The organism is Marcopretia estuarina LEGE 06307, assembly GCF_056633115.1.
In genome coordinates this window covers 570,991-591,664 of sequence record NZ_JBSJOY010000002.1, presented here as the reverse complement: position 1 = coordinate 591,664, position 20,674 = coordinate 570,991, and the positions used below count along the sequence as shown (strand labels likewise).

Genomic DNA, 20,674 nt, shown 5'->3' with positions numbered 1-20,674 from the left:
GTCAGTCCCAGCCGGGGATCTGCAGTTCGCGGGGGCGGCCATCGTGGTGCAGTGCACTGCTCGCGCCCGGCCAGCACAGGCCTGGGCCGGCCATGGCTGCAGGCCAGCGTTGCCGCAGACCGGTGAGGCCGGCATGGCGGGCCGCACGGTCGTCGCCGCGGCTGTGGCGGCTGCTCCCCTCGGCATGAACAAGCACCGCCTCCGGGGTGAGCACATGCCGCAGGCCGAAGGCTCCAAGCCGCAAGCAGAAGTCCACATCGTTGCCTTCCACCGGCAAGGCTGGATCGAATCCACCCGCCTCAAGAAACAGCGGCCGCCTCACCATCAGGCAAGCGCCGGTGAGGGCGGGCCAGGTGGTGAGAAAGGAACTGCGGCAGCGGTGCACGTGATGGTCTGGAGGAAGATCGCGGTAGGGGTGGGCACAGCCATCCCTGCCCAGCCCCGGCAGCACCCCGGCGTGCTGCAGGCGCCCTGCAGGCGTGAGCAGCAGGGCGCCTGCGCAGCCCACCACCGGGCGCAGCGCCTGGGCCGCCAGGCTTTCGAGCCAGCCGGAGTGGTGCCCACGGTGCTGCAGAGGGTGCACGTCGTTGTTGAGAAACAGCAGCAGATCTCCACGGGCGGTGCGGGCTGCCCCGTTGTTGAGCAGGCTCCAGTTGAACGGGCCATCGCCATCCAGCCAACCGGCGCGCAGACCTGGCCGCTCCTGCCATCGGCGCTGCAGCTCGGCGCTGGCCTGCTGGCGTGAACCGTTGTCGACCACCCACACCTCAAGGCGCAGCCGGGGCGTCTGCGCCCGGTCAACCCCATCGAGGCAAGCCGCCAGCAGATCGGGGCGATCGCGGCTGGGCACGATCACGCTCACCAGCGGTAGCGAGCAAGGCAGGGCCCAGGTGAAACGAAAACCGGCCACCCCGCCAGGCTGTGCTGATCCCGGCGGCCCCACCGCGTGGGGCGTGACGGCCGTGACCGCCTCACCCAGCTCGCGCAGGTGGCGGTGCAGCAGGTTGGAGCGAGCGATCGCCGGCCTGGCGGAGGGCTGGCCGCCTGCGGCAGCACGGCAGTGCACCAGGATCCGCGGCAGGGCAACCAGGCGCGGCTGGCAGGCGAGGGCCTGCAACTGCCAGGCGAACAGAGCGTCGGGTGCGGCAGGCGGTGGTGACAGGCCGGCCTGCTGCAGCCAGTCGAGCCGCCACACGCTCAGCCCATCCAGCCAGGGGGTGCTCCAGAAGCTCTCCGGTTGCCAACCCGGCTTGAACCAGGGCCCAAAACGCTCGCCGGTTGGGCTGATCAGGTCTTCGTCGGCGTAGAGGCCATCGGGGAGCCGTTCACCAGCGTCCTGCCGGCGCTTCAGTTCGGCCGCCACCCAGCCCAGAGCCCCCGCCCGCAGCTGGGCACCGGCACCGACGCAGACCTGCCAACCAGGCAGCGGATCAGCCGGCTCGACGGGGGGCAAGGGCGGCTCCAGCTGCCGGCACCAGTAGCGGTATGCGGCGGGGCCCAGCCCATCGGCGAGGGTCTCGCCGTCGAGAGCGGCGAGGCCCTCCAGCCGTTGCCGGCGGCGAGCGATCCAGGGCTGGTGCGGCAGGGCTGCCGCAGCCGCGGCCATGGCCCCGGCGGCAGCCGGCCAGTCGTTCTGCTCTTCCAGCAGTTCCGCCAGAGCGAAGGCGTTCCAGCCGAGGCCTGGATCGCAACGGGTGCTCTCTCGCTGCAGGCGAATGGCCTCCGGGCGCCGCCCCTGGCGCGCTCGCAGGCGGCCCAGCAGATGCAGGGCTGCGGCATGGCGCGGTTGCAGCGCCAGGCATTCCCACAGTGCAGCTTCCGCCTCAGCCCAGTGCTCCCGCTCGAGAGCCTGCTCGCCGAGGGAATACCAGTGCTGCGGTGTGGAAGCCAAGGGGAGGCCACACTGGATGGGTTGCCACAGCTCAGTGTCGCCCCTGGTTGTGAATCTGTGGGGCCATCTCGGCGGTGGGTTCGGCCTGGGCGAGGGTGCGCTGTGCACGGCGCGAGCCCTGCGTGCCGCCGGGCTCACGGTGCAGCTGCGCCACCTGCCCCTGGCGACCCATGCCGATGGAGCTGAGGGTGCCGCCGCGGGGCCAGCCGCCGCCGCTGCGATCGATCTGGTGCACACCAACCCCAATGTGCTGCGGCAGACCGATGGCCTGGCGGAGCGGTTGCAGCTGGAGGCACCGCTGCGGATCGGCTTCTGGGCGTGGGAGCTGGAAGCCTTCCCCGACGGCTGGGAGGTGGGCTTCTCAGGCCTCGATCAGCTCTGGTGCCCTTCGCCCTTCTGCGCTACAGCCCTTGGCCAGCGCAGCCCGGTGCCGGTCACGGCGTTGCCGCATCTGATCGATTGGCAACGCGCCGACCGGCTGGCGCAGTTGCGCGCCGGGCGCAGTGGCGGTGGGGAGCCCTTCACCGTGCTCTATGCCTTCGATTTCTGGAGCACCCGCGGCCGCAAGAATCCCGACGGCGTGATCGAGGCCTTCCTCGCCGCGTTCCCGGCAGGCGGTGCGCTGGAGGCACGGCTGGTGCTCAAGCTCGCCAGTGCCAGCCAGTTTCCGGAGGCCACCGCCCAACTGGTCGAGCGCTGCGCCGGCGATTCCCGCCTGCAGCTGATCACCAACCACCTGTCTGCGGGCGCCTTTGATGCGCTCTACGCGCAAGCCGACGTGGTGCTCAGCCTGCATCGAGCCGAGGGGTTCGGACTGCTGTTGGCCGAAGCCATGGCCGCTGGCATCCCGACGGTGGCCAGTGGCTATGGCGGCAATCTCTGCTTCATGCCCCCGGCAAGTGCGGTGCTGGTGCCCTGCCGCCGGGTGGCGATCCAACGCAGTGAGGGCGACTACCGGGCCGGTTGGTGCTGGGGCGAACCGGATCTGGAGGTGGCGGCGGCGGCCCTGCGGCGGCTGGCCGAGCATCCGGACCAAGCGGCCCAGCTGGGCGCGGCGGGGCGGCGGGCGGTGCGGCAGGCCCTCGATCCAGCGGCCCTCGCCGCCGTGGTGGCCGAACGGATCGGCTGCCTGCTGCGCTGGGGGGGCCGGGCCGAGCTGGTGAAGGCCCTGCCGCCCGATCACCCGCTGCGCCGGCTTCAGTGACCCTCGGGCTGCGGCAGGGGCGACTGCAACCGTTCGAGCCGCTGCCGCAGGGGAGCTGACCAGGGGGTGTCGATGGCACCCAGAAGCTGCATGGCGCTGTCGAGGTCCAGGCAGCTGAGGCGCCGCATGCAGACCAGGGCCCGCACCGTCTGATCGGCGGCGCCATTGGCGCAGAGCCACTCCGCCAGTTCGGGGGCCAAGCCGGAGCTGGCGGCGGCGCAGGCGCCCTCCTGCCAGCCGGGTTGCTGCTGGCTCGCCAATTGCTGCAGACGCTGCAGCGCCCGCGCCGGATCGAGGGGCACCAGCACCTCCAGCAGGTTGCGCACGGTGAGGGGGCTGTCGCTGCCCCAGGCGAGAGCCTGCTCGTAGGCCGCGGCCGCGGCCGTCAGGCGCTGCCGGCCGCGATGGGCGTCGCCGAGCTTGTGGGGCGTCCAGAAACTGCGGCTGCCGGCGGCCAGGGCCCGCTCCAGGGCAGCTTCGCAGGCATCGAAGCGCCCTTGCATCAGCAGCACGTAGCCGAGCAGGTCGAGCAGATCAGGCGCCTCGGGGGTGAGCAACAGCAGCCGCTGCAGGGCCCCTTCGGCCACGGGCCAGTCGGCCTCGGCCAGGGCGCGCCGCAGCAGCTCCGTCCATGACGCCGACGGGGTGCTCATGGTGAGGGGAGCTCCTGGCCACGGGCCACCGCATCGAGCAGCTCGATCTGGGCGCTGACGCAACGGCGGTGATCGAAGTGGGCGGCCACATGACGGCGGGCGCCGAGCCGCAGCGCGGCAGCAGCAGCGGGCTGCTCCAGCAGGGGCACGAGCAGGTCGAGCAGGGCGTGCGGATCGTCGGCGGGCAGCAGCCGGCCGTTCACCCCCTCCAGCACCAGACCCTCCACCCCCGCATCATGGCTGGCCAGAACGGGAGCGCCGCAGGCCATCGCCTCCAGCAGGCTCCAGCTGGGCACGTAGGGGCGGCTGAGGTAAACGTGCAAGCGGCTGATCTGGAACAGGCACCTGAGCTGGGAACGGGGCAGCAGGCCGGGGGTGTGCAGGCGGCTGCGGTCGATGCTGTCGCCGAGGCGAGCCAGCAGATGGGCCAACCAGCTCTCGCTGCCGGGGGGTGCGGCTCCATAGCAACCGCGGTCGCAGGCACCGGCCAGCACCACGTGCAGGCGGGGCAGGCGGCGTTGCAGGGCCGGCAGCACGGCCAGCAAACGATCGAGGCCCCGCAGGGGTTCGAGGCTGCGGGCCGCAAAGCTGAGCACCATCGCTTCGGGGCCGAGGTTGACGCCGCCGGGGAGCTGGAGGCGGGCGAGCGGATCGGGGGCACAGGCCTGCAGGTCCACGCCTTCGTGGATCACCCGGAGGCGGGGGTGCAGCCAGGAGGGATAGCTGTCGCGCTGGAAGCGGCTGGCCGTGACCCCCACCGCCATGCGGCGGATGGCCAGGGCATCAGCCCACTGCTGCAGCTGCCGCCTGCCTGGCGAGGCCGCCCCGCCCCACACCTGGGGGGAACTGAGGTCGAGTTCGAGCAGGGCCACCAGGGGAGCAGCGGGGAAGAGGTCGTCGAGCAGAAGCGCATCGCCCCAGAAACAATGCGCGAGCACCACATCGGGCCGCCATCCCGATGCGGCCAAGGGCTTGAGGCAGTCCACCACCCGGCGTGCCTGGTGCCAGGGAGCCAGCAGGCGCCGCTCGGGATCGCCATGGCGCAGATCGTTGTGCACGTTGCCGCCCGTGGCGAGCCAGCGCAGACGGCCAGCCAGGGCCGGATAGCTGCCCGTTCGGCGCCCCACCGCCACCACGTCGTCGCCGCGGTTCACCAGGGCGGGCGCCAGATGCTGGAACTGACCAGGGAAATTCTGGTGCAGCAGCAGCACCCGCAGCGCCAACGTCAGCGGATGGTGCGCAGGGCGCGTGCACCGCCGGCAAAGCTGGAAAACAAGAGTTCGAGAATGCTGACTTTGTCGAGTTTGAGGTGGGCGGTGAGGGCCATGCCGGCCTGAAGCGAATAGCGCTGGCCATCGGCTTCGAGGTATTGGCGGCTGAGCTGCAGCTTTGCTGGAAAGCGTGGGGTTTGCACGGGGCTGTTTTCGGCGGGCGGCAGCGCATCGGTACCGATGGAGACGACCTCGGCGGGCAACCAGCCGTAGCGGTCACGCGGGTAGGCGGAGAACTCGACTTCGGCTCTCTGGCCGGGGCGCACGAAGGCAAGGTCAGCATCGGGCAGGTCGACCTCAGCCCGGAGGTTGTCGCTGGGCACCAGCTTGAGCAGGGGTTCGGTGCCACGGGCCACCAACCCGGGCTTGGCCTGGAGATCGAGCACCGTGCCGTCGAGCGGCGCCTTGAGCACCGTCTGGCGGAGACGGTTGCGGGTGGCCACAAGACTGGAGCGCGTTGAAGCGAGCTCACCGGCCAGCAAGGCTTCCTTCTGTGCCGATTCGGCCTGGAGCCTGGTGATCTCGGCGCGGGTGGAGCGAATGCTGGATTCCAGTTCCACCCGGCTCTTTTCGGTGTCGAGGACGTTGAGCTGGCCGTATCCGCCCTCTTGGGCCAGGGGACGCAGGCGGGCGAGCTGTTCGTTGGTAATGGTGAGCTGCTCCTGGGCACCGGCCAAGCGGGCATTGGCCTCGCCGATCGCGGCCTCCAGCCGCTGCAGCTCGGCGATGGCGTTGGCCTGAAGGGATCCCTGCCTGTCGACCAACGAGGCCGATTCAGCCGTGAGGGTTTCAGGATCGAGCACCACCAGGGGCTGGCCCGCCCGCACCAGCTGGTTTTCCTTCACCAGCACCTTGCTCACCACCCCCTGCTCCGTGGAGGCCACATCCTGGGTGGAGCGCAGCGTTTTGAGGCGGCCAGGCACGGTGACAACCCGGTCAACCTTGATGAACACCGCACTGGCCACCAGAGCCAGCACCAGCACGGAGAGGGCCGAGCCGATCGCCACGGGCATCCAGGAGGCCGGCCGGCTTTCGAGGCGGATGTCTTCGCTGGAAAAGCCGGTGTCTTCGATGGAGCCCAGCATCCGGTTGTGAGACCGGACGGGGGCGGTGGGCCGCAGCCTGCCAAGCAAGGAGCGGGATGGCGCGGCGGGGGGCTTGTTGGGCTGCATGGCGGGGGCGCGGGTTGGGTTCAGGCCTGGCTGCCCTGGTTGGAATCGAAGGGAATCCCCACCTGCTGGTAATAGAGGGTGGCGTAGGAGCCAGCGAGGCGCATCAGGTCGTCGTGGCGGCCATCCTCAATGATCTGGCCCCTGTCCATGAAAAGGATGCGGTCGGCCTCGCCCAGGGTAGTGAGCCTGTGGGTGATGAACAGCACGGTGGTGCCTTGGAACCGTTGCCGCAGCCTGGCGAACACCTGCCGCTCGGTCTCGGCGTCGAGGGCGGAGGTGGCCTCATCGAGGATCAGCAGTGTGGGGTTCTGCAACACCATGCGGGCCAGGCAGAGCCGCTGGCGCTGGCCACCGCTCACGCCGGCGCCACGCTCGCCCAGCCGGGTGGCATAGCCATTCGGCAGGGCGCAAATGAACTCATGGGCGGCGGCAACGTTCGCGGCGGCCACCACAGCCTCCATGTCGGCATCCGGGCTGTTGAGGCAGAGGTTTTCGAGCACGGTGCCCTCGAACAGCAGGCCGTCCTGGGGCACGTAGCCCACCTGGGTGCGCAGGCTGGCGAGCTGAACCTTGCCCACATCCATGCCATCGAGAAACACCTTGCCCTGCTGGGGCAGGTAGAGGCGATCGATCAGCTGCACCAGGGTGCTCTTGCCGCTGCCGCTGAGGCCCACGATGCCCACGAACTGGCCCGCCTTCACGCTCAGGTCAAGGCCATCGAGCAGGTAGGGGGTGCGGGTGCCGTAGCGGAACGACACCTGCTCAAAGCGGAGGTCGCCACGCAGGGGAGGCAGCGGTTGCTGCTGCTGGTCTTCAGGGCCGGCCTCCGGCATGCTCTCCATCACTTCACTGATCGCGGCCAAGGAGATCTGCAACTCCTGAATGCCCTGCCAGAGCCCACCAAGCCGCACCAACGAGCTCACCAACCGACTGGAGAGGATGCGGATCGCGAAAAGTGCACCAAGGCTGAGGTTATTGGCCAGGATCATCACGACCGCCACACCCATCAGCACAACATCGGCGACGTTGCCGACGGTTTTGCCTGCCTGATTGAGCAGGGTGGAGAGGCGCGTGAGCCGGTAGCGGGCATTGGTGTAGCGGCGGTAGCGATCAAGCCAGCGCCAGCGGGCCTCCACCTCGAAGTTCTGGCTCTTCACGGTGCGCATGCCCGAGAGCAGCTCCACCAGATAGGAGTTGGCCGACGCCATGTAGCGGTTGCTGATCTTGAGGTTGCGGCTGATCAGCGGGCTGCCGATCAGATTGAGACCGATCATCACGGGCACCACCGCCAGGGTGATGTAGGTGATGGTGGGGCTGATGAAAAAGAGAATCACCAGCACGATCAGGCCGAGCACCAGGTCGAGGCCAACGCCGAGCACCTGATCCACCACGAAACGGCGGATCGAATACAGCTGGTTCACGTTGTAGAGAATGGCGCCCACCTGGCGGCTCTCGAAATAAGGCAAAGGCAGGCGCAGCAGATGCTCCACCACCGACGATCCCAGGCGAACATCGACCCGATCGGAGAGATCAGCGGTGACCAGGGCCCGCACGCCGCCGATCACGGCGTTCACCAGCGTGGCGGTGACGAGGACAAAGAGGATGGGCGCCAGCAGGGTGGGATTGTTGCGGCCGATCACCACATCGATCAGCAGCAGCACACTGAGCGGCAGCACCATGTCGAGCACCTGGTAAACCAGGCCCGAGAACACCACCATCGAAACCATGCCCGGGTAACGGGAAAAGGCACTGAGGAACCAGCCCAGGCCAGCCTTTTCCACCACATCACGGCCGGCCCTGCCCTCGCGCACCACCAGCACATCGAGGCCTTCGGGGCAACGCTTCTCCAGCTCGGCCAGGCTGAGCCGCACCGGCCCGCGGCGGGGATCACCGATCAGCACGCCGCTGCCGCGGCCGGCCAGCAGCAGCAACACGAACTGGCCGTCGAAATCCATCACCGCCGGCGGCTCCAGCCGGGCCAGCTCCCAGGCGCGTGCCCGCAGCGGCCGGGTATCGAAGCCGAGGGCTTCCAGCTGCAGCCCCACCTGCGGCAAGCGCAGGGCACCGAGCCGTGCTTCCACATCGCGCAGGTTGCGCATCAGCTGCTCGTTGGACAGCACCACCTGCCGCGCCTGGCAGAGCTGCTGGATGCAGAGGAAGGCTTGCTCCACCCGATCAGCAGAGGGATTGGTGGCACCGCGGGCGTCGCCGCCCAGCGGACGGGTGTCCACGAAGCCCAGCTCAAGGGGATCGACGGGCAGCATTGGCGCCCGGTTGGTCAGGGGGACCAGGGCGGAACTGCCCTCCTGGGGCAGCTGGGCGTTGATGGCCGCTTCCGGGATGGCCACCACCCGGGGCGGCAGTTGGTTCACCGCGCCGCGCCAGCCTTCCGAATCCGATTGGAGCCGATCCCCTGGCAGCAGCCCGGCCGGCTGTCGCGGCCCGCTGTACAGCACCAGGTGGCCAGGAGGGAGCTGGTCGTTGGGGCCGAGCAGCAGGGCCTCACCCAGCAACTGCTCCAGCCGCGCCTGCGGCCGCTCGGGCCGCAGGCCCTGGGCCTGCCACCACACCTCCATCAGGCTGGCGAGCTCTTCGAGCGACGGCCGGCCGGCAACGGCCTGGCGCAGGAGCGGCTCCTGCTGCAACAGCCGGACAGCCAGGGCCGCCGGCAGCACCAGCAGGGCGCAGGGCTGAGAGGCCACCAAGCCCAGTTCCGGCTCACCGCGCCACAGGGAGGTCCAGCCCAGCCAACTGCCAGGGCCCACCAGACCGAGGCTGGTGGGTGGCTCCCCCAGCCGCACCTGCAGCCGCCGCAGCCGCCCCTCCACGAGCAGCGCGGCGCCGGGGGGCAGCTGACCGGCCCGCTGGAAGGGCTGGCCCACCCCCAGCTGAAGCATGGAGGCCTCGGCCGCCATCCGGTTGATCAGGTCGTCAGGCAGGTCGGCGAGGAGTGCCGAGTTGCGCAGAAGCTGGTCAAAACGCATCAGGGCTGGTCCTCCAGGGAAGGGGAAAACTGCATCAGCCGCTCACGCAGCTTCTTGAGTTGATCGCGCTGCCAGCGGCTGCGGCATTCCTCCAGGAGCTGGGCCCGGAGGCGGTCGTCGAGCTGAGCGGGTTTGAGCGATTCCACCCGGATCAGATGCACCACCCCGCCGATGTCGAGCGGCGGAATCAGTTCGCCGGGTTTGTAGCGGCGCACCACCCGCATCAACAGCGGATTGAGCCGGTTCACCGGCAAGGGACCCACCACCCCACGCCGCAGCCGATCGGCTTCGTCGGCGTGGCGCTCCACCACCTCATGAAAGGAGCATTCCCCGTCTTGCAGCTGAAAGAAGAGCTCAGTGGCCAGGTCGGGGTCGCGCACGCGCACCAAGGTGAGCACCACTTCATCAAGCTGACCGCGGCGCTTCAGGAAGAGGCCAGGCACCTCCTGGCTCCAGATCCACTGGCTGGCACGGGCCACCCGGGTGTCGAAGCTGGCCAGGGCTTCCAGCTCTTCCAGCGAAAGCCCGCGGGCCTCGCGCCAGGTCTGCAGGGCGTCGAGGTTGTCGAGGCCACAACGGCGGGCGTAGCCGAGCAGCAAGGCTTCGTCGTCGTCCTCGGCCTCGGGATCCGCCTGCAGCGGCAAGGGGGCAGCGGCCAACTCCTCAAGCAGACGCCGCTGGCACCAGGCGCTGAGCAGTTCATGCCGGGCCAGGAACCGCACGGTGGCCTGATCCGGCAGAGGGAGTGTGTTGCCGAGATCCTGCAGCTGGGGCGGCAGCAGGGTGTTCATGGGCTACCGGTGCCGGCGGCGAGCTCCCGATACACCAGGGCCGCCTGCTGATAGTCACCCCGCCGTTCGAGCAACTCGGCCAGGCGGCGGTTGAGGTCGGGCTCGCGCAGGCGGGTGCGGAGGTGCTGAAGCAGGTCGATGGCCGCCGTGTCGTCGCCCATCTCCTCGAGATGCTTGGCCGCCACCACGAGTTTGTCGGGCTGGAGGTGATCGGGCTTGATGCGAAAAATGCGCAGCACCAACTGGGCGGCATCGATCGGGCGGCCGAGCTGGGTTTGGGCCACGGCCAGGTTGGTGAGGGCCGCCAACGACTCAGGCGATCCGGGACGCGTGTGCTGGAGTGAGCTCTCCAGCAGCGGCACAGCCTCCTCGATCCGGCCGGTTTTCAGCAGCACGCCGCCCAGATTCACCAGGCTGCGGAAATGGTTGCCGTCGTATTTGAGCGCTTCACGGAAGGCGCGCTCCGCCTCCGCCGGCTGATTTTTCAGCAGGTGGCACATGCCCAGCAGGCTGAAGGAATCAGCACCACGGCCTCCCGCCACAATCAGCTGGCGCACTTCCTGCTCCACCTCGGCGGCGTTGGCGCTGCTGAGCTTCTGGCGCAGGGCCGCGAGGGGGTTGGGCGTGGGGGGAGCAAGAGGCTGGCCTGGACGTTGCGGCAGGCCCGGCATGGGCTGGCCGGAGGTGCGATCCGGCAGGGCGAGCTGGGTGTAACCGGCAAGCTGGGCTGCCGCAGGCCCGGCCAGCACCCGCAACATCACATAGGCCTGCCGGTAGTGGGAAACGGCGAGATCAGGCCGCCCTTGGTCGTTGAGCTCTTCGGCGTAGCGAAACTGCAGCTCCGGGGAGGCGGGACCGGCGCTGGCCGGCGCATGGGGGGGTGGGGCAGGAGGCTGATCCAGGGAGAATGAACCGCTGGGGCCGGCAGAGCTTTTCTCCCCGCCGAGCATGCGGATCAAGGCCGTACGCAAACCCATCAGCCAGCCTCAGCCTGCATTTGCTTCGCCATATGTTGCCACGCGTTTCCGTGATCCTTCCGTTCCGCGATGCGGAACGGTGGCTCCCGGCCTGCCTGGCGTCGCTGCGGGGCCAGGAGCTGGCCGACTGGGAACTGGTGGCGGTGGATGACGGCAGCACGGACCACTCGGCCGCCTTGATCGCCGCGTGGTCGCGCGGAGGTGTTCAGCCGGTGCGGCTGATCCGCCTAGCGACCGGGCGAGGCGTGGCCTCGGCCCGCAACATCGGCTGGGCCAATGCACAGGCGCCGCTGGTGGCCTTCCTCGATGCCGACGACATCGCCCTGCCCGCCCGGCTCAGCCATCAGGCGGCTCGTTTCGAGGCCGAGCCCGGTTTGCAGCACCTGCTTTGCGGTTGGCGGCGCCTGGATGCTTCAGGCCAGCCCCTTCATGACGTGTGCCCCTGGCAAGAGCGAGCGGGCTGCGAGCTGGAAGCGGCCTTTGAGCACAAGGCCGTTCTGCCGAGCGCCTGGATGCTGCGACGCTCGCTGCTGGCCAGCAGCGGCGGCTTTGATCCCGGGCTGCGGCACGCCGAAGATGTGGACCTGCTGTTGCGGCTGGCCGCCGACGGCCAGCGCGGCGCCTGGCTGGAGGAAGTGCTCTGCGGCTATCGGGTGCATGGCGGCGCGGCCAGCCGGCAGGCGGCCGATCAGGCCCGTGCGCTCCTGTGGGTGATGAACCGGCGCCTGGAGGCCCTGCCTGCGGCCCATCCGCTGCGGGCCCGGCGCGCGGCGCTGCTGTTTGGAACCCGCGCCTGGGCGGGCTGGCACGCCTGGCAGGAACAACACCCTGAGCTGGCCCTGGAGCTGTGGCGTACCGCCTGGGGCAGCCGCCCGCACGGAGACGCCCACACCTGGCTGCACCTGGCCGAAAACGCGGCACGCAGCTGTGCGCGCATCGGCCGCCAGATCAGCGCTGAACAGTGGCTGAGCGATCCCACCTGGTGCGCCCTGGAAGCGCAGGTGCTGGAGGATCTTGCCCATTCCGGCCGCGGCCGTACAGGCCGCCGGCTGCAGGCCCTGGCCAGCCAGCTGAGGGCTGAATTGCAGGACAGCGACCCGCTGTGGCAGCCGGAAGCACTGAGCCGCTGGTGGCAGACCCTGCCCGCCGGCTCTGACCCGTTGGCCAGCCTGCGGCTCCGGGTGCTGGCCTGGTGCGAGGCGTTGCTGCAGCCGCAGTCCAGCGCGGCCGAGCTGGCGGAGGAACTGGCGGAGCTGCTGCGCTGCTGGGCCCTGATCAGCTGGCCGGAAAACGCCGAAACGGCGCGTCAGCGGTTGCAGGAGGTGTTTGAGCTGCAACCCGGTGCCGAACTGGCCCGGGCCATCGCGCGGCTGGCAGCCCCCCGCTACCCGTGGGGTGCGGCGGCGCTGGAGCAGCTGGCGGCCCACCTGCCCCCCCAGCCCAGCGATGGCGCGGATGCCGCCCGCTTCGGGGGCCTGGCGGCGCCAGCACCAGCGGGGGCCTGCCGCGGCACCGACTGCCTCCCCTGTGCCCAGACCCTGCAGGAGCAGGGGTGGCGGGAGGAACGCTTCCAGCTGCATGAGCTCCACCACGGCCGCGCCTGGTTGCGCCCACCCAGCAGCAACCCCTGGGGCACCACCCACGGACTCGGTGTGGCCGATGGCGCGGGCGCGCTGCTGCCGCAGCTGTGTCGCCGCTATCCCCAGCCCTGGCCCACCTGCCCCAACCCTCCCAGCAACACCGAGCCGCCGCCGGCCGGAGCGCCGCTGGTGGTGGCCGGCACGGTGCTGGCCGTGGCGGACCTCTCCGCCGAGATCCACTACCACTGGCTGCTTGACAGCCTGCCGCGCCTGGGCCTGGCGCTGGCTGGCGCGGGGGGGTGGCCGGCCGCCTGGCACCTCTGGCACAACGGCGGCAGCAGCGAGCGGGTGCGCCGCTGCCTGGTGGACGACCTCGGCATTCCGCCCGAGCGGCTGATCGATGCGCGTGAACACCCCCACCTGCAGGCAGAGCGGCTGTTGGTGCCCGCTGCGCTGCACCCATTGGGTTGGCCGTCACGGCAGGCCCGCGCCTGGCTGCGCCACCGCTACCTACGACCTGAGCAGCGGGGACCCCGGCGTGGGGCAGGCCGGCGGCTGTGGCTGGTGCGCGGCCCATCGGGCCGGCGACCGGTGTTCGGGGAGGCGGAGCTGCTGGCCCACCTGGAGCAGGAGGGGTTGGCGCTGGAGCCCACGGTGCTGGAAGGGCTGCCGCTGGCGGAACAGGCGGCCCTGATCGCCGACGCCGAACTGCTGGTGCTCGCCCATGGAGCAGCGTTGGCGGGCCTGGCCTTTGCACGGCCGGGCACCCAGGTGCTGGAGCTGCATCAGCCGCGCTACGCCCCTCCCTACGGCCATGCCCTGGCGGCAGCGGGCGCCCTGAAGCTGGTGCGCTGCCTGCAGCCGGCTACGCCACCCTGGCTGTACAGCCAGCTGCTGTTCGAGGCGCCGATCACAGAGCCGATCCTGCTCGATCCCGTGCGTGTGGCGGCTGCCCTGCGACGGATCCAGCAGGACGCAGCGGCAGATGATCTGGGGCAGCCTGCCTAATCTCGCCACCATGCTGCTGGCCAAAACGAAAGGACTCCAACAGGCGGCGGCGGCACGGATGGAGGGCCGACCCGAGGCCGCGGCTGCCGCCTACCTGCAGGTGCTGGCGCTGGATCCGGCGGACGCCAGCAGCCTGCGGGGCCTGTATTACCTGCAGATCGACGCCTCCGCCCGTCAGGAGCTGTTGCCCCAGCTGCGCCAGCTGATCGAGGCGGCACCCCCCCATTCCCTTGGCTTGTCGCTGTTGGCCCATTGGCTGCGGGACGACGACCCGGAAGCAGCGATGGCCCTGAACCGCCGGGCCGCCCGCCTGGGCCTGCCGGCCTGGCGCCTGGCAGCGGGAACAGACGGTGGGCTGCCGGAGGTGCTGATCCTCGGCGCTCCCAAGAGCGGCACCACCTCCCTGGCGGCCTACCTGGCCGGTCATCCACGGGTGTGGCTGCATCCGCTCAAGGAACTGCACTTCTTCGACAACCACTGGCAACGGGGCGAGGCCTGGTACCGGGCCCAGTTTCCGGCGCTGCGCAGCCCGGGGCTGCTGCGGCTGGAGGCCACACCTGACTATCTGCAGAACCCGGAAACGCCGCAACGGATGCGCGCCCTGGTGCCGGAAGCGCGGCTGATCGTGCTGCTGCGCGAACCACTGGATCGGGCACTGAGCTGGCTGCGCCATATGCACAGCCTGATCGGCCTCTCGGGTGATGCCGGAGCCCTGCTGGCGGATGAAGCCGACCGGCTGGAGGCGATGGGAAGGGCAGAACGGGCAGCGATGGGCTGGTTTCGGCCCAATGCGCTGAGCGGCAGCCTCTACGCCGAGCAGCTACGCCGTTGGCAAGCGGTATGGCCGGCGTCTCAACTGCTGGTGCTGCGTTTCGAAGACCTGGCCCTCCACCCCGAGCGGGTGCTGCACCGCTGCCTGGCCTTCCTCGATCTGGAGCGCGAGGGCCTGCCGGCAGGCCGCAGCTATCCGGCGCACAACGTGGGTGTGGCACCCAGCCAGCCGATCGATCCGGCGCTGGCGCGCCGCTGCCGGGAAGGAGTGCTGGCGGAAGCGCTCGAGCTGTGGACGGCGTTGTGAGTGGGACGCAGGGCACGCAGCAGCAATGGCTGGGTTTCCCTCGCGCTGGAACGAGGAGCTGCAGCAGAGACAACTGTGACCTGAAACTGAGCGTTACCAGCCTGGACTGCCAGCGCCAATCTCCATCTCTGCGCCAAGAAAGACCCTCTCTGGAAAGACTCCCAGAACGATCTTCACCGGAGAACTTCCAGCCAGATCGCTGATCACCTCATTCGCCACGATCATCATAAACGGTGTAACGCTCCAGCAATTGCTCCAGCAGCGGGTAGTCTGCGTGCAGCCACATCAGAAGTGATGGGAAATACTTTTTAATCAATGAAACGCGGCCATGGTGATGCACACCAAATCCATTGGTCACATAGCTCTGATTCTCCATCCAATGGAAGAGGTTTTGATTCAGGCGGCTGTCAAGCACCGTTGCCTCGGTGAGCCGAGAGGCTGGAGAGAGGCTGGCCATGGCCAGCGGCAAGGCGATCTGATCCAGATAGGGCCAGCGTTCGGGCACCCAGGGCAATGCATTGATGGCCAGGCAGATCCTCTCCCACTCCGCCCCCAGGGCAGCGGCATTGGGGGCATGCACCAGCCCGGCGTTGAACCAGGGCGGGCTGGCTTCGCCACTGCCACAGAGCACCTGGAACGAGGGAGGCAGGAGGTTGAAGTGGGCGTAGAGGCGCTCCCAGGGGAAGTCGTGCCGACCGTGCTCAGGCGTTGCTGAAGGCACCGTGCGGCCGATCAGATAAGCGGCTGGAATCGAGCGTAGGAAGAACAGGTCTGAATCACACAGCAGCACCGGGCGAGACCCGAAGGCCGCCAGCGCCCTCACTTTGTTGAGGATTCGGTAGCCCTTGCCCTCCACCTGCAGATCCCCGAAGGTGAAGGGCACCAGATCCACATCCAGAGCCTCCAGAGTGCCTTCCGGCAAGCCGAGATTGAACGGAACATCCGAAGGCACTGCGAAAGAGAAGTGCGCCTCTGGAAAGGATTTCCTGGCGATAATCGCGGCGACCATGCAGCCGAGCGAGAGCCGCTCGCCATCCGCCACCATCAGCACATCGATCTGCGCCACTCGAGTGCAATCAAGTTTGCCTTCCCTAGATTAGGCTACGCGAGTTCGCATGCTTCAAGGTGGAGGTTTTCACATGCCCATCCTCTCAACGACATCTCCAAACCCTTGATTCGATCAATGTGATTGGGGAAGCGCTTGAAACCTCAGCCTCTCCATCTGGTGTCGTTCCTTGCTGAGAGGCCAGCTTGAATCTGAGGCGGGTCACCCAGCTCCCATGCCATCACCCCCAGCAGCCGATGTGTCCCTGGAGTTGGGGCTGGCCGCGCACAGTCGCATGCTGGAGATCGGTGAAAGCGATAGCGCCGCCGCCATCACCCATGCGCTGGAGGGGGCGCGAATCTTCCAGGCGCTGAGGCAACAGAACCCCGTGCAGCCTGATTGGGTTTCTGTTCATGAGGAACAGTGCTGTCGGAGTGGCGCCATCTGGATCCACCGCCTGGCGCTGGGCGATCCACAGGCCCCCGCGATGGCCCGTGATGGGCTGAAGCTGTTGGCCCGGCTGGAGGAACTCCATCTTGAGCCGATTGCCTGGTTGGCGGCGATGCGTGCCGATCTGATCCGCATCTGCGAGCAAGTTGATCGAACAGCCAGCGGATCACTGGCGGATGTGCTTCACCTGCACGGCTTCAAGTGTGCCGGGTCCACGTTCATCTGGTCGCTGGAGCATGCCAGCCGGGGCAGCGTGGCCTATGTGGAATCGGAGGCTTCGAACCAGCGGCTGGCCTGGGAACGGGTGCGCGATCACTTCGCCACGGCCCCTGCGCACCCCCAGCTGATCACCTCCCACCTGATCACGCTGCCGCCGCCAGGGGCATTGGCGCGCCTCAAGGTGGCGTTTCTGCGGGATCCACTGGCCCGGCTCGCCTCGGCCTACCGCTTTGAGCTTCATCTGCAGGGCACCATCGCCGCCATGTCCTTCCGGCAGTACATCGAGCACTACTGCCGTGGGCTGCTGGCCAACTTCCAGACGCGCCATCTCTCCCCGCAAGACCCAGACAACTGGCGGCTGCAGCAGGGCTGGGCGGCACGGCCGGAGCTGATCGATCTGGAGCGGCAGGATCTGTTCGTGGGGCTGGTGGAGCGCTACGACGAATCCATCGTGGCGCTGGAGCACGCGCTGGAGCAGCTCGGCTGCCCGCTGGATCTGGCCTATCCGCAGCGGATGAACACCACCGATGGGATCGACGTCGACGTCGATCCCACCACCTCAGCGCCTGCGGAGCGGCTGCTGGAGATCACGGAACTGGACGCGACCCTCTACCGCAGAGCCACTGCCCGGCTGGATGCCCGGCTGGCGGTTATCCCGGATCTCACCGGCCGTTTGGCGGCCTTTGCGGAGCGCTGCGCCGCCCTGCGTGAGAACCAACCAGCGGTGGAGCTCAAGCCCGGCGACCAGTGGACCATCCTCGGAGCTGAGGGCATGCTGGGGAGGATCCGCGAGGGGAGCTGATGCCGGCAGAGCAATGGATCGAGCAGGCCCGTGAGCACCTGGGCAGCCTCACCCCCGACCTTCAGGGCCAGGTGCTGCGCCAGCAGGCGGCGCTGGCGCTGATGCAGGCGGAGCGCGATGGTGCAGCGAGCGAGCAGCTGGAGATCGTGCTGCAGGGGTGTGTGCTGCTGCAGCTGCAGCAGGCCGTCAAGGCACTGGGGCGCTGAGGCGTTCCAGGTTCTGCCACACATCGAGGGCGGCACGGCCCCGGAACACGGCCAGCTCCAAGGCCTGCCTGGATGGCTCCGGCAGCTCTGGATCGGCTCCCATGGCCGCGCAGGCTTCCAGCAACACACCGAGATGCTGGGGATCGGCGAGCGACTCTGGATGGTTCAGCGCCTGCACGCCCTGAAGCAAACGCTCGCGGATGGCCGGCACCACCCATTGACGCGCCTGGGGCAAAAGCTGCAGCAGACGCTGAAGCAGGGTGATCGCCCGGGCGCTGGCAACAGCACCAGGCTGGACCATCCAGGCGAGTGCCGCATAGCGGCAGATCTGCTCGGCCATCACCTCCTGTCGATGGACCTTTTCGCAGGGCAGGGATTCCAGGCGGCGCATCCAGCGGTCGGCCTGCCAGAGCTGCTCGGCGCGCAGTGGGTCAGCCACCAGCTCCGGGGCAGGGGAGGGCCCGGCCTGCTCCACCAGCCGGCGATGCAGGCCGGGCATCAGGCGATGGAGCAGAGCCGCCAGGGCGGTGGGATCGAGACCAGCGGCGAGGGCCTCGAGCCGGCTGAGCCCGGCCTCGATCTCCCCGGCCTCGCACAGAGCTTCCACACGGCGCAGCTCATGGGCCTGCAGGGCCTGCTCGAGGGCCTGGCGTTCGCGAACAGCAGCGGGGGGCAGGGCACGCAGCAGCTCGCGCCAGAGGCAGGCGAGGGGCTCGGCCGGCAGTGGCAGCGCGAGCAATTGATCGAGCGGGATCCATACGCCCGCCTGTGCGCCAGGGTTCATCGGAGGTTGTAGAAGCTGAGCAGGCCTTCAGGACCGGCGCCCAGAGGGAGCGGCCAGTGTTGCTCCGGCAGGGGCCTGGGCACCGGAGCCACAGGCAGGCCCAAAGCGCGCAAGGCGTCCGCCAGGTGTTCGCGCACCACGTCGGCGCCCCAGCCGGCTTCGAGGTGGGCGGTGGCTGCCTCCACCTGGCGCTCCCACAGCTCGGCGGAGGAATGCAGAGCCAGCACATCACGCGCGAAGGCTTCGGCATCCTCGGCCAGCAGGGCCGTGAGGCCATGGCGCAACCCCAGCCCCTCGGCCGCCACGCCAGTGGCCACCAGCGGCAAGCCGGCCGCCATGGCGGTGAGCATCTTGCCCTTCACGCCGGCACCAAAACGCAGGGGCGCCACGCACACCCTCAGGCGGCTGAGCAGGGGCCCCAGATCGGCCACATAGCCATGCACCGTGACACCCTCACCGCCGAGGGCCTGAATGGCGGCGGGGGGATTGGCACCCACCACATGAAAATGGGGCACGGCGGCATCACCAGCCAGGTGACGCAACGCGGGCAGCACCTCCTGCACGTACCAGAGCACGGCATCGGCGTTGGGGGGGTGGCCAAAGCCACCGAGAAACAGCACCCCCTGCCGCTCGTGAAAGGAACTGGGCAGGGCTTCACGGCGCACGCGGGGCGGCAGCACGAAACCGGCGGCACGGGGGCTGAGCCGCTCCACGGCCTGACGGCGCTCCTCTTCGCTGAGGTAGAGCACGGCATCGACGATGTCGAGGATGCGCTTCTCGCAGGCGCGCATGCGCTCGATCGCCTCGCGACTGATCGCCTCGGGCTGAACGGCGAGCTGCCGCTCCATGCGCAGGTGGTGCAGATCGTGGGTGTAGTAGAGGAGGCGCGCGAGCGGGGCGTGGGTCTTGATGGCTTCCAGCCAGCGGTCGGCCACTTCGGGCCGGGCGATCAGGATCGCCTCATAGTGATCGCCGCGCTCTTCGAGCAGCTGATTCACGGAGGGCACCCAGGGGTGCACCAGCACTTCCACACCAAGCCGCTGGAGTGGGGTGCCGTAGTCGGGCTGCCAGAGCAGGTTGTCGGTGGGGAGAAAGCTCACATCCCAGCCGAGGGCGAGCAGATCGGTGAGCAGGTGAAGGATGTAGAGGGAGCCGGCGTCGCGGTCGGGCGTGGGCAGGCTGGCCTCCATCACCAGGATGCGGCCCACACGGCCGCGGTTGCGTTCGTGCCAGACGGCCGTGCCGTTTTCGGCATGGCTCTGCAGGCGCCGCTCCCACTTGCTGCGGAACAGGCGGGCGTTGCGTTCCTGAAAGCGCTTGGGGCCACTGTCGTGGTCGCGGCCGCTGGAGAGGCCTTCGTAGTGGATCACGCGGGCAAGGGGCTGCATGAGCACGCGGTAGCCGAGATCCCGCACCGCCATGGCCAGGTCGGTGTCCTCGTAGTAGGCGGGGGCATAGCGGCTGTCGAAGCCGCCGATGCGGCGAAACAGCTCGGTGCGCATCAGCAGGCAGGCACCGGACACGTAGTCGACGTCGCGGCAGAAGCCATAGGAAGGGTCGGTGGGATCGCCATCGCGGCCGTAGTTCCAGGCGCTGCCATCGCGCCAGACGATGCCACCGGCTTCCTGCAGGCGGCCATCGGGGTAGAGCAGCATGGGGCCCACCAGGCCAGCATCGGGAAAGCCTTCCAGGCTGCCGATCAGTTCGGTGAGCCAGTCGGTGGTCACAACGGTGTCGTTGTTGAGAAAGCAGAGCAGTTCGCCGGTGGCGTTGGCGGCGCCGCTGTTGCAGGTGCGCAGATAGCCGAGGTTGTCAGGCTGGCGCAGCAGGCGCAGGTGCTTGCTGTCGAGTTCGGCCACCAGGGCGACCAGCTGATCGATGGAGCCGGCGGGGGAGGCGTCGTCGAGGAGGAGGATCTCGAGGTTGGCCGGTGGATCGGGCCGACGCAGCTGCTCCTGCACCAGGCTTTCGAGGCAGCGCAGGGTGACGGCCTCCTGGCCGAAGAGCGGCAGCACCACACTCACGGTGGGAGCGGGCTTGAGCCGTTGCAACAGCAGCGGCCAGAGGGTGCGAAGGCGGGCCACGGTGGCTTCAGCGGCAGGCGGCTGGAAGCGACCATCGGCGAAGGGCCGGCCTTCCAGGGGATGCGGCGCCAGCAAGGGGCGGGGCCGCTCGACGAGCCAGCAGGCGTAGCGCTGCCAGAGGCGGGTGAGCGCCTGGCTGGGAGGCAGGGGCTCCAGCTGGCGATGGAGTTCAAGGCCATCGTGAAAGAGGGTGGCCGGATCCTCGGCACAGAGCTGGCGGGCCATGGCGAGGCCCGCCAGCCGCGGAGTGATGGGGCGCCAGGACACCTGAAGCGGTGAGCCGGGCCGATCCGGCAAGACGGCCTGGACCGCGAGCGGCTGATCCGCCAACGGAAGCACCACCATCCCCCAACAAGAAGACTCGGCAAGACGCACGTGATGCTGAGCCTTGCTGCCGTCGTTCAGGTTGAAGCTGAGCTGCAGCGGCAAGCCAAAGGTGGGTGCAGCTGCGCGGATCTCAAGCGAAAACCAGCGG

The 20,674-nt window shown here is 68.9% G+C and carries 15 protein-coding genes; 5 read left to right on the top strand and 10 right to left on the bottom strand.

Annotation, left to right across the window (positions count from 1 at the left end):
* Position 1: 1 nt before the first annotated feature.
* Positions 2-1,891, bottom strand: a complete 1,890-nt coding sequence (locus tag ACWJI3_RS07130) for a glycosyltransferase (protein ID WP_480203329.1) — start codon at positions 1,889-1,891, stop codon at positions 2-4.
* A gap of 34 nt (positions 1,892-1,925) precedes the next feature.
* Here ACWJI3_RS07130 and ACWJI3_RS07125 point away from each other — a divergent pair, with 34 nt between their 5' ends.
* Positions 1,926-3,095 carry a glycosyltransferase gene (locus ACWJI3_RS07125; RefSeq protein ID WP_480203328.1) on the top strand — a complete coding sequence of 390 codons (1,170 nt, stop codon included), beginning with the start codon at positions 1,926-1,928 and terminating at the stop codon, positions 3,093-3,095.
* Here the strand turns inward: ACWJI3_RS07125 and ACWJI3_RS07120 are convergent.
* From ACWJI3_RS07120 to ACWJI3_RS07095, 6 genes are all read right to left on the bottom strand, one after another.
* On the bottom strand, positions 3,089-3,748 hold the full coding sequence (locus tag ACWJI3_RS07120) for a hypothetical protein (protein ID WP_480203327.1): 660 nt from the start codon (positions 3,746-3,748) through the stop codon (positions 3,089-3,091). The genes ACWJI3_RS07125 and ACWJI3_RS07120 overlap by 7 nt on opposite strands.
* Positions 3,745-4,971 carry a glycosyltransferase gene (locus ACWJI3_RS07115; RefSeq protein WP_480203326.1) on the bottom strand — a complete coding sequence of 409 codons (1,227 nt, stop codon included), beginning with the start codon at positions 4,969-4,971 and terminating at the stop codon, positions 3,745-3,747. The genes ACWJI3_RS07120 and ACWJI3_RS07115 overlap by 4 nt, the downstream gene beginning before the upstream one ends.
* 2 nt (positions 4,972-4,973) lie before the next feature.
* Entirely contained in the window at positions 4,974-6,104 is a 1,131-nt protein-coding gene (locus tag ACWJI3_RS07110) for an HlyD family secretion protein (protein WP_255100111.1), read from the bottom strand.
* A 107-nt stretch (positions 6,105-6,211) separates the two neighbouring features.
* Complete coding sequence (locus ACWJI3_RS07105) at positions 6,212-9,175, bottom strand: ATP-binding cassette domain-containing protein (RefSeq protein ID WP_480203325.1); 2,964 nt, start codon at positions 9,173-9,175, stop codon at positions 6,212-6,214.
* Positions 9,175-9,966, bottom strand: coding sequence for a peptidylprolyl isomerase (locus ACWJI3_RS07100; RefSeq protein ID WP_094511830.1), 792 nt, complete (start codon positions 9,964-9,966; stop codon positions 9,175-9,177). The genes ACWJI3_RS07105 and ACWJI3_RS07100 overlap by 1 nt, the downstream gene beginning before the upstream one ends.
* Positions 9,963-10,943 carry a tetratricopeptide repeat protein gene (locus ACWJI3_RS07095; RefSeq protein WP_480203324.1) on the bottom strand — a complete coding sequence of 327 codons (981 nt, stop codon included), beginning with the start codon at positions 10,941-10,943 and terminating at the stop codon, positions 9,963-9,965. Before ACWJI3_RS07095 ends, ACWJI3_RS07100 begins: the two co-directional genes overlap by 4 nt.
* Positions 10,944-10,978: 35 nt before the next feature.
* Here ACWJI3_RS07095 and ACWJI3_RS07090 point away from each other — a divergent pair, with 35 nt between their 5' ends.
* The gene (locus ACWJI3_RS07090; protein ID WP_480203323.1) at positions 10,979-13,531 is read left to right on the top strand and encodes a glycosyltransferase; all 2,553 of its coding nucleotides are present in this window, start codon (positions 10,979-10,981) and stop codon (positions 13,529-13,531) included.
* Positions 13,509-14,609 (top strand): tetratricopeptide repeat-containing sulfotransferase family protein, encoded by a 1,101-nt coding sequence (locus ACWJI3_RS07085; protein ID WP_480203322.1) that lies wholly within the window; start codon positions 13,509-13,511, stop codon positions 14,607-14,609. Before ACWJI3_RS07090 ends, ACWJI3_RS07085 begins: the two co-directional genes overlap by 23 nt.
* A gap of 208 nt (positions 14,610-14,817) precedes the next feature.
* Here the strand turns inward: ACWJI3_RS07085 and ACWJI3_RS07080 are convergent, their stop codons facing one another.
* Positions 14,818-15,675: a hypothetical protein gene (locus tag ACWJI3_RS07080; RefSeq protein WP_480203321.1), complete on the bottom strand. Its 858-nt coding sequence runs from the start codon at positions 15,673-15,675 to the stop codon at positions 14,818-14,820.
* Between the two features lie 214 nt (positions 15,676-15,889).
* Here ACWJI3_RS07080 and ACWJI3_RS07075 point away from each other — a divergent pair, with 214 nt between their 5' ends.
* Complete coding sequence (locus tag ACWJI3_RS07075) at positions 15,890-17,125, top strand: sulfotransferase family protein (RefSeq protein WP_480203320.1); 1,236 nt, start codon at positions 15,890-15,892, stop codon at positions 17,123-17,125.
* Positions 17,125-17,331, top strand: a complete 207-nt coding sequence (locus ACWJI3_RS07070) for a hypothetical protein (RefSeq protein ID WP_255100120.1) — start codon at positions 17,125-17,127, stop codon at positions 17,329-17,331. The genes ACWJI3_RS07075 and ACWJI3_RS07070 overlap by 1 nt, the downstream gene beginning before the upstream one ends.
* On the opposite strand, the gene ACWJI3_RS07065 is transcribed toward ACWJI3_RS07070, so the two are convergent.
* Both ACWJI3_RS07065 and ACWJI3_RS07060 read right to left on the bottom strand, forming a co-directional pair.
* Positions 17,312-18,115 (bottom strand): hypothetical protein, encoded by an 804-nt coding sequence (locus tag ACWJI3_RS07065; RefSeq protein ID WP_480203319.1) that lies wholly within the window; start codon positions 18,113-18,115, stop codon positions 17,312-17,314. The two genes, ACWJI3_RS07070 and ACWJI3_RS07065, sit on opposite strands and share 20 nt — an antisense overlap.
* On the bottom strand, positions 18,112-20,466 hold the full coding sequence (locus tag ACWJI3_RS07060) for a glycosyltransferase (RefSeq protein WP_480203318.1): 2,355 nt from the start codon (positions 20,464-20,466) through the stop codon (positions 18,112-18,114). The genes ACWJI3_RS07065 and ACWJI3_RS07060 overlap by 4 nt, the downstream gene beginning before the upstream one ends.
* Positions 20,467-20,674: the final 208 nt, after the last annotated feature.

Bases quoted from the DNA above. Each gene is read 5' to 3' on its own strand.
- ACWJI3_RS07120 (WP_480203327.1), bottom strand. From the start codon at position 3,748: ATGAGCACCCCGTCGGCGTCATGGACGGAGCTGCTGCGGCGCGCCCTG.
- ACWJI3_RS07110 (WP_255100111.1), bottom strand. From the start codon at position 6,104: ATGCTGGGCTCCATCGAAGACACCGGCTTTTCCAGCGAAGACATCCGC.
- ACWJI3_RS07105 (WP_480203325.1), bottom strand. From the start codon at position 9,175: ATGCGTTTTGACCAGCTTCTGCGCAACTCGGCACTCCTCGCCGACCTG.
- ACWJI3_RS07100 (WP_094511830.1), bottom strand. From the start codon at position 9,966: ATGAACACCCTGCTGCCGCCCCAGCTGCAGGATCTCGGCAACACACTC.
- ACWJI3_RS07095 (WP_480203324.1), bottom strand. From the start codon at position 10,943: ATGGGTTTGCGTACGGCCTTGATCCGCATGCTCGGCGGGGAGAAAAGC.
- ACWJI3_RS07085 (WP_480203322.1), top strand. From the start codon at position 13,509: ATGATCTGGGGCAGCCTGCCTAATCTCGCCACCATGCTGCTGGCCAAA.
- ACWJI3_RS07075 (WP_480203320.1), top strand. From the start codon at position 15,890: ATGCCATCACCCCCAGCAGCCGATGTGTCCCTGGAGTTGGGGCTGGCC.
- ACWJI3_RS07070 (WP_255100120.1), top strand. From the start codon at position 17,125: ATGCCGGCAGAGCAATGGATCGAGCAGGCCCGTGAGCACCTGGGCAGC.
- ACWJI3_RS07065 (WP_480203319.1), bottom strand. From the start codon at position 18,115: ATGAACCCTGGCGCACAGGCGGGCGTATGGATCCCGCTCGATCAATTG.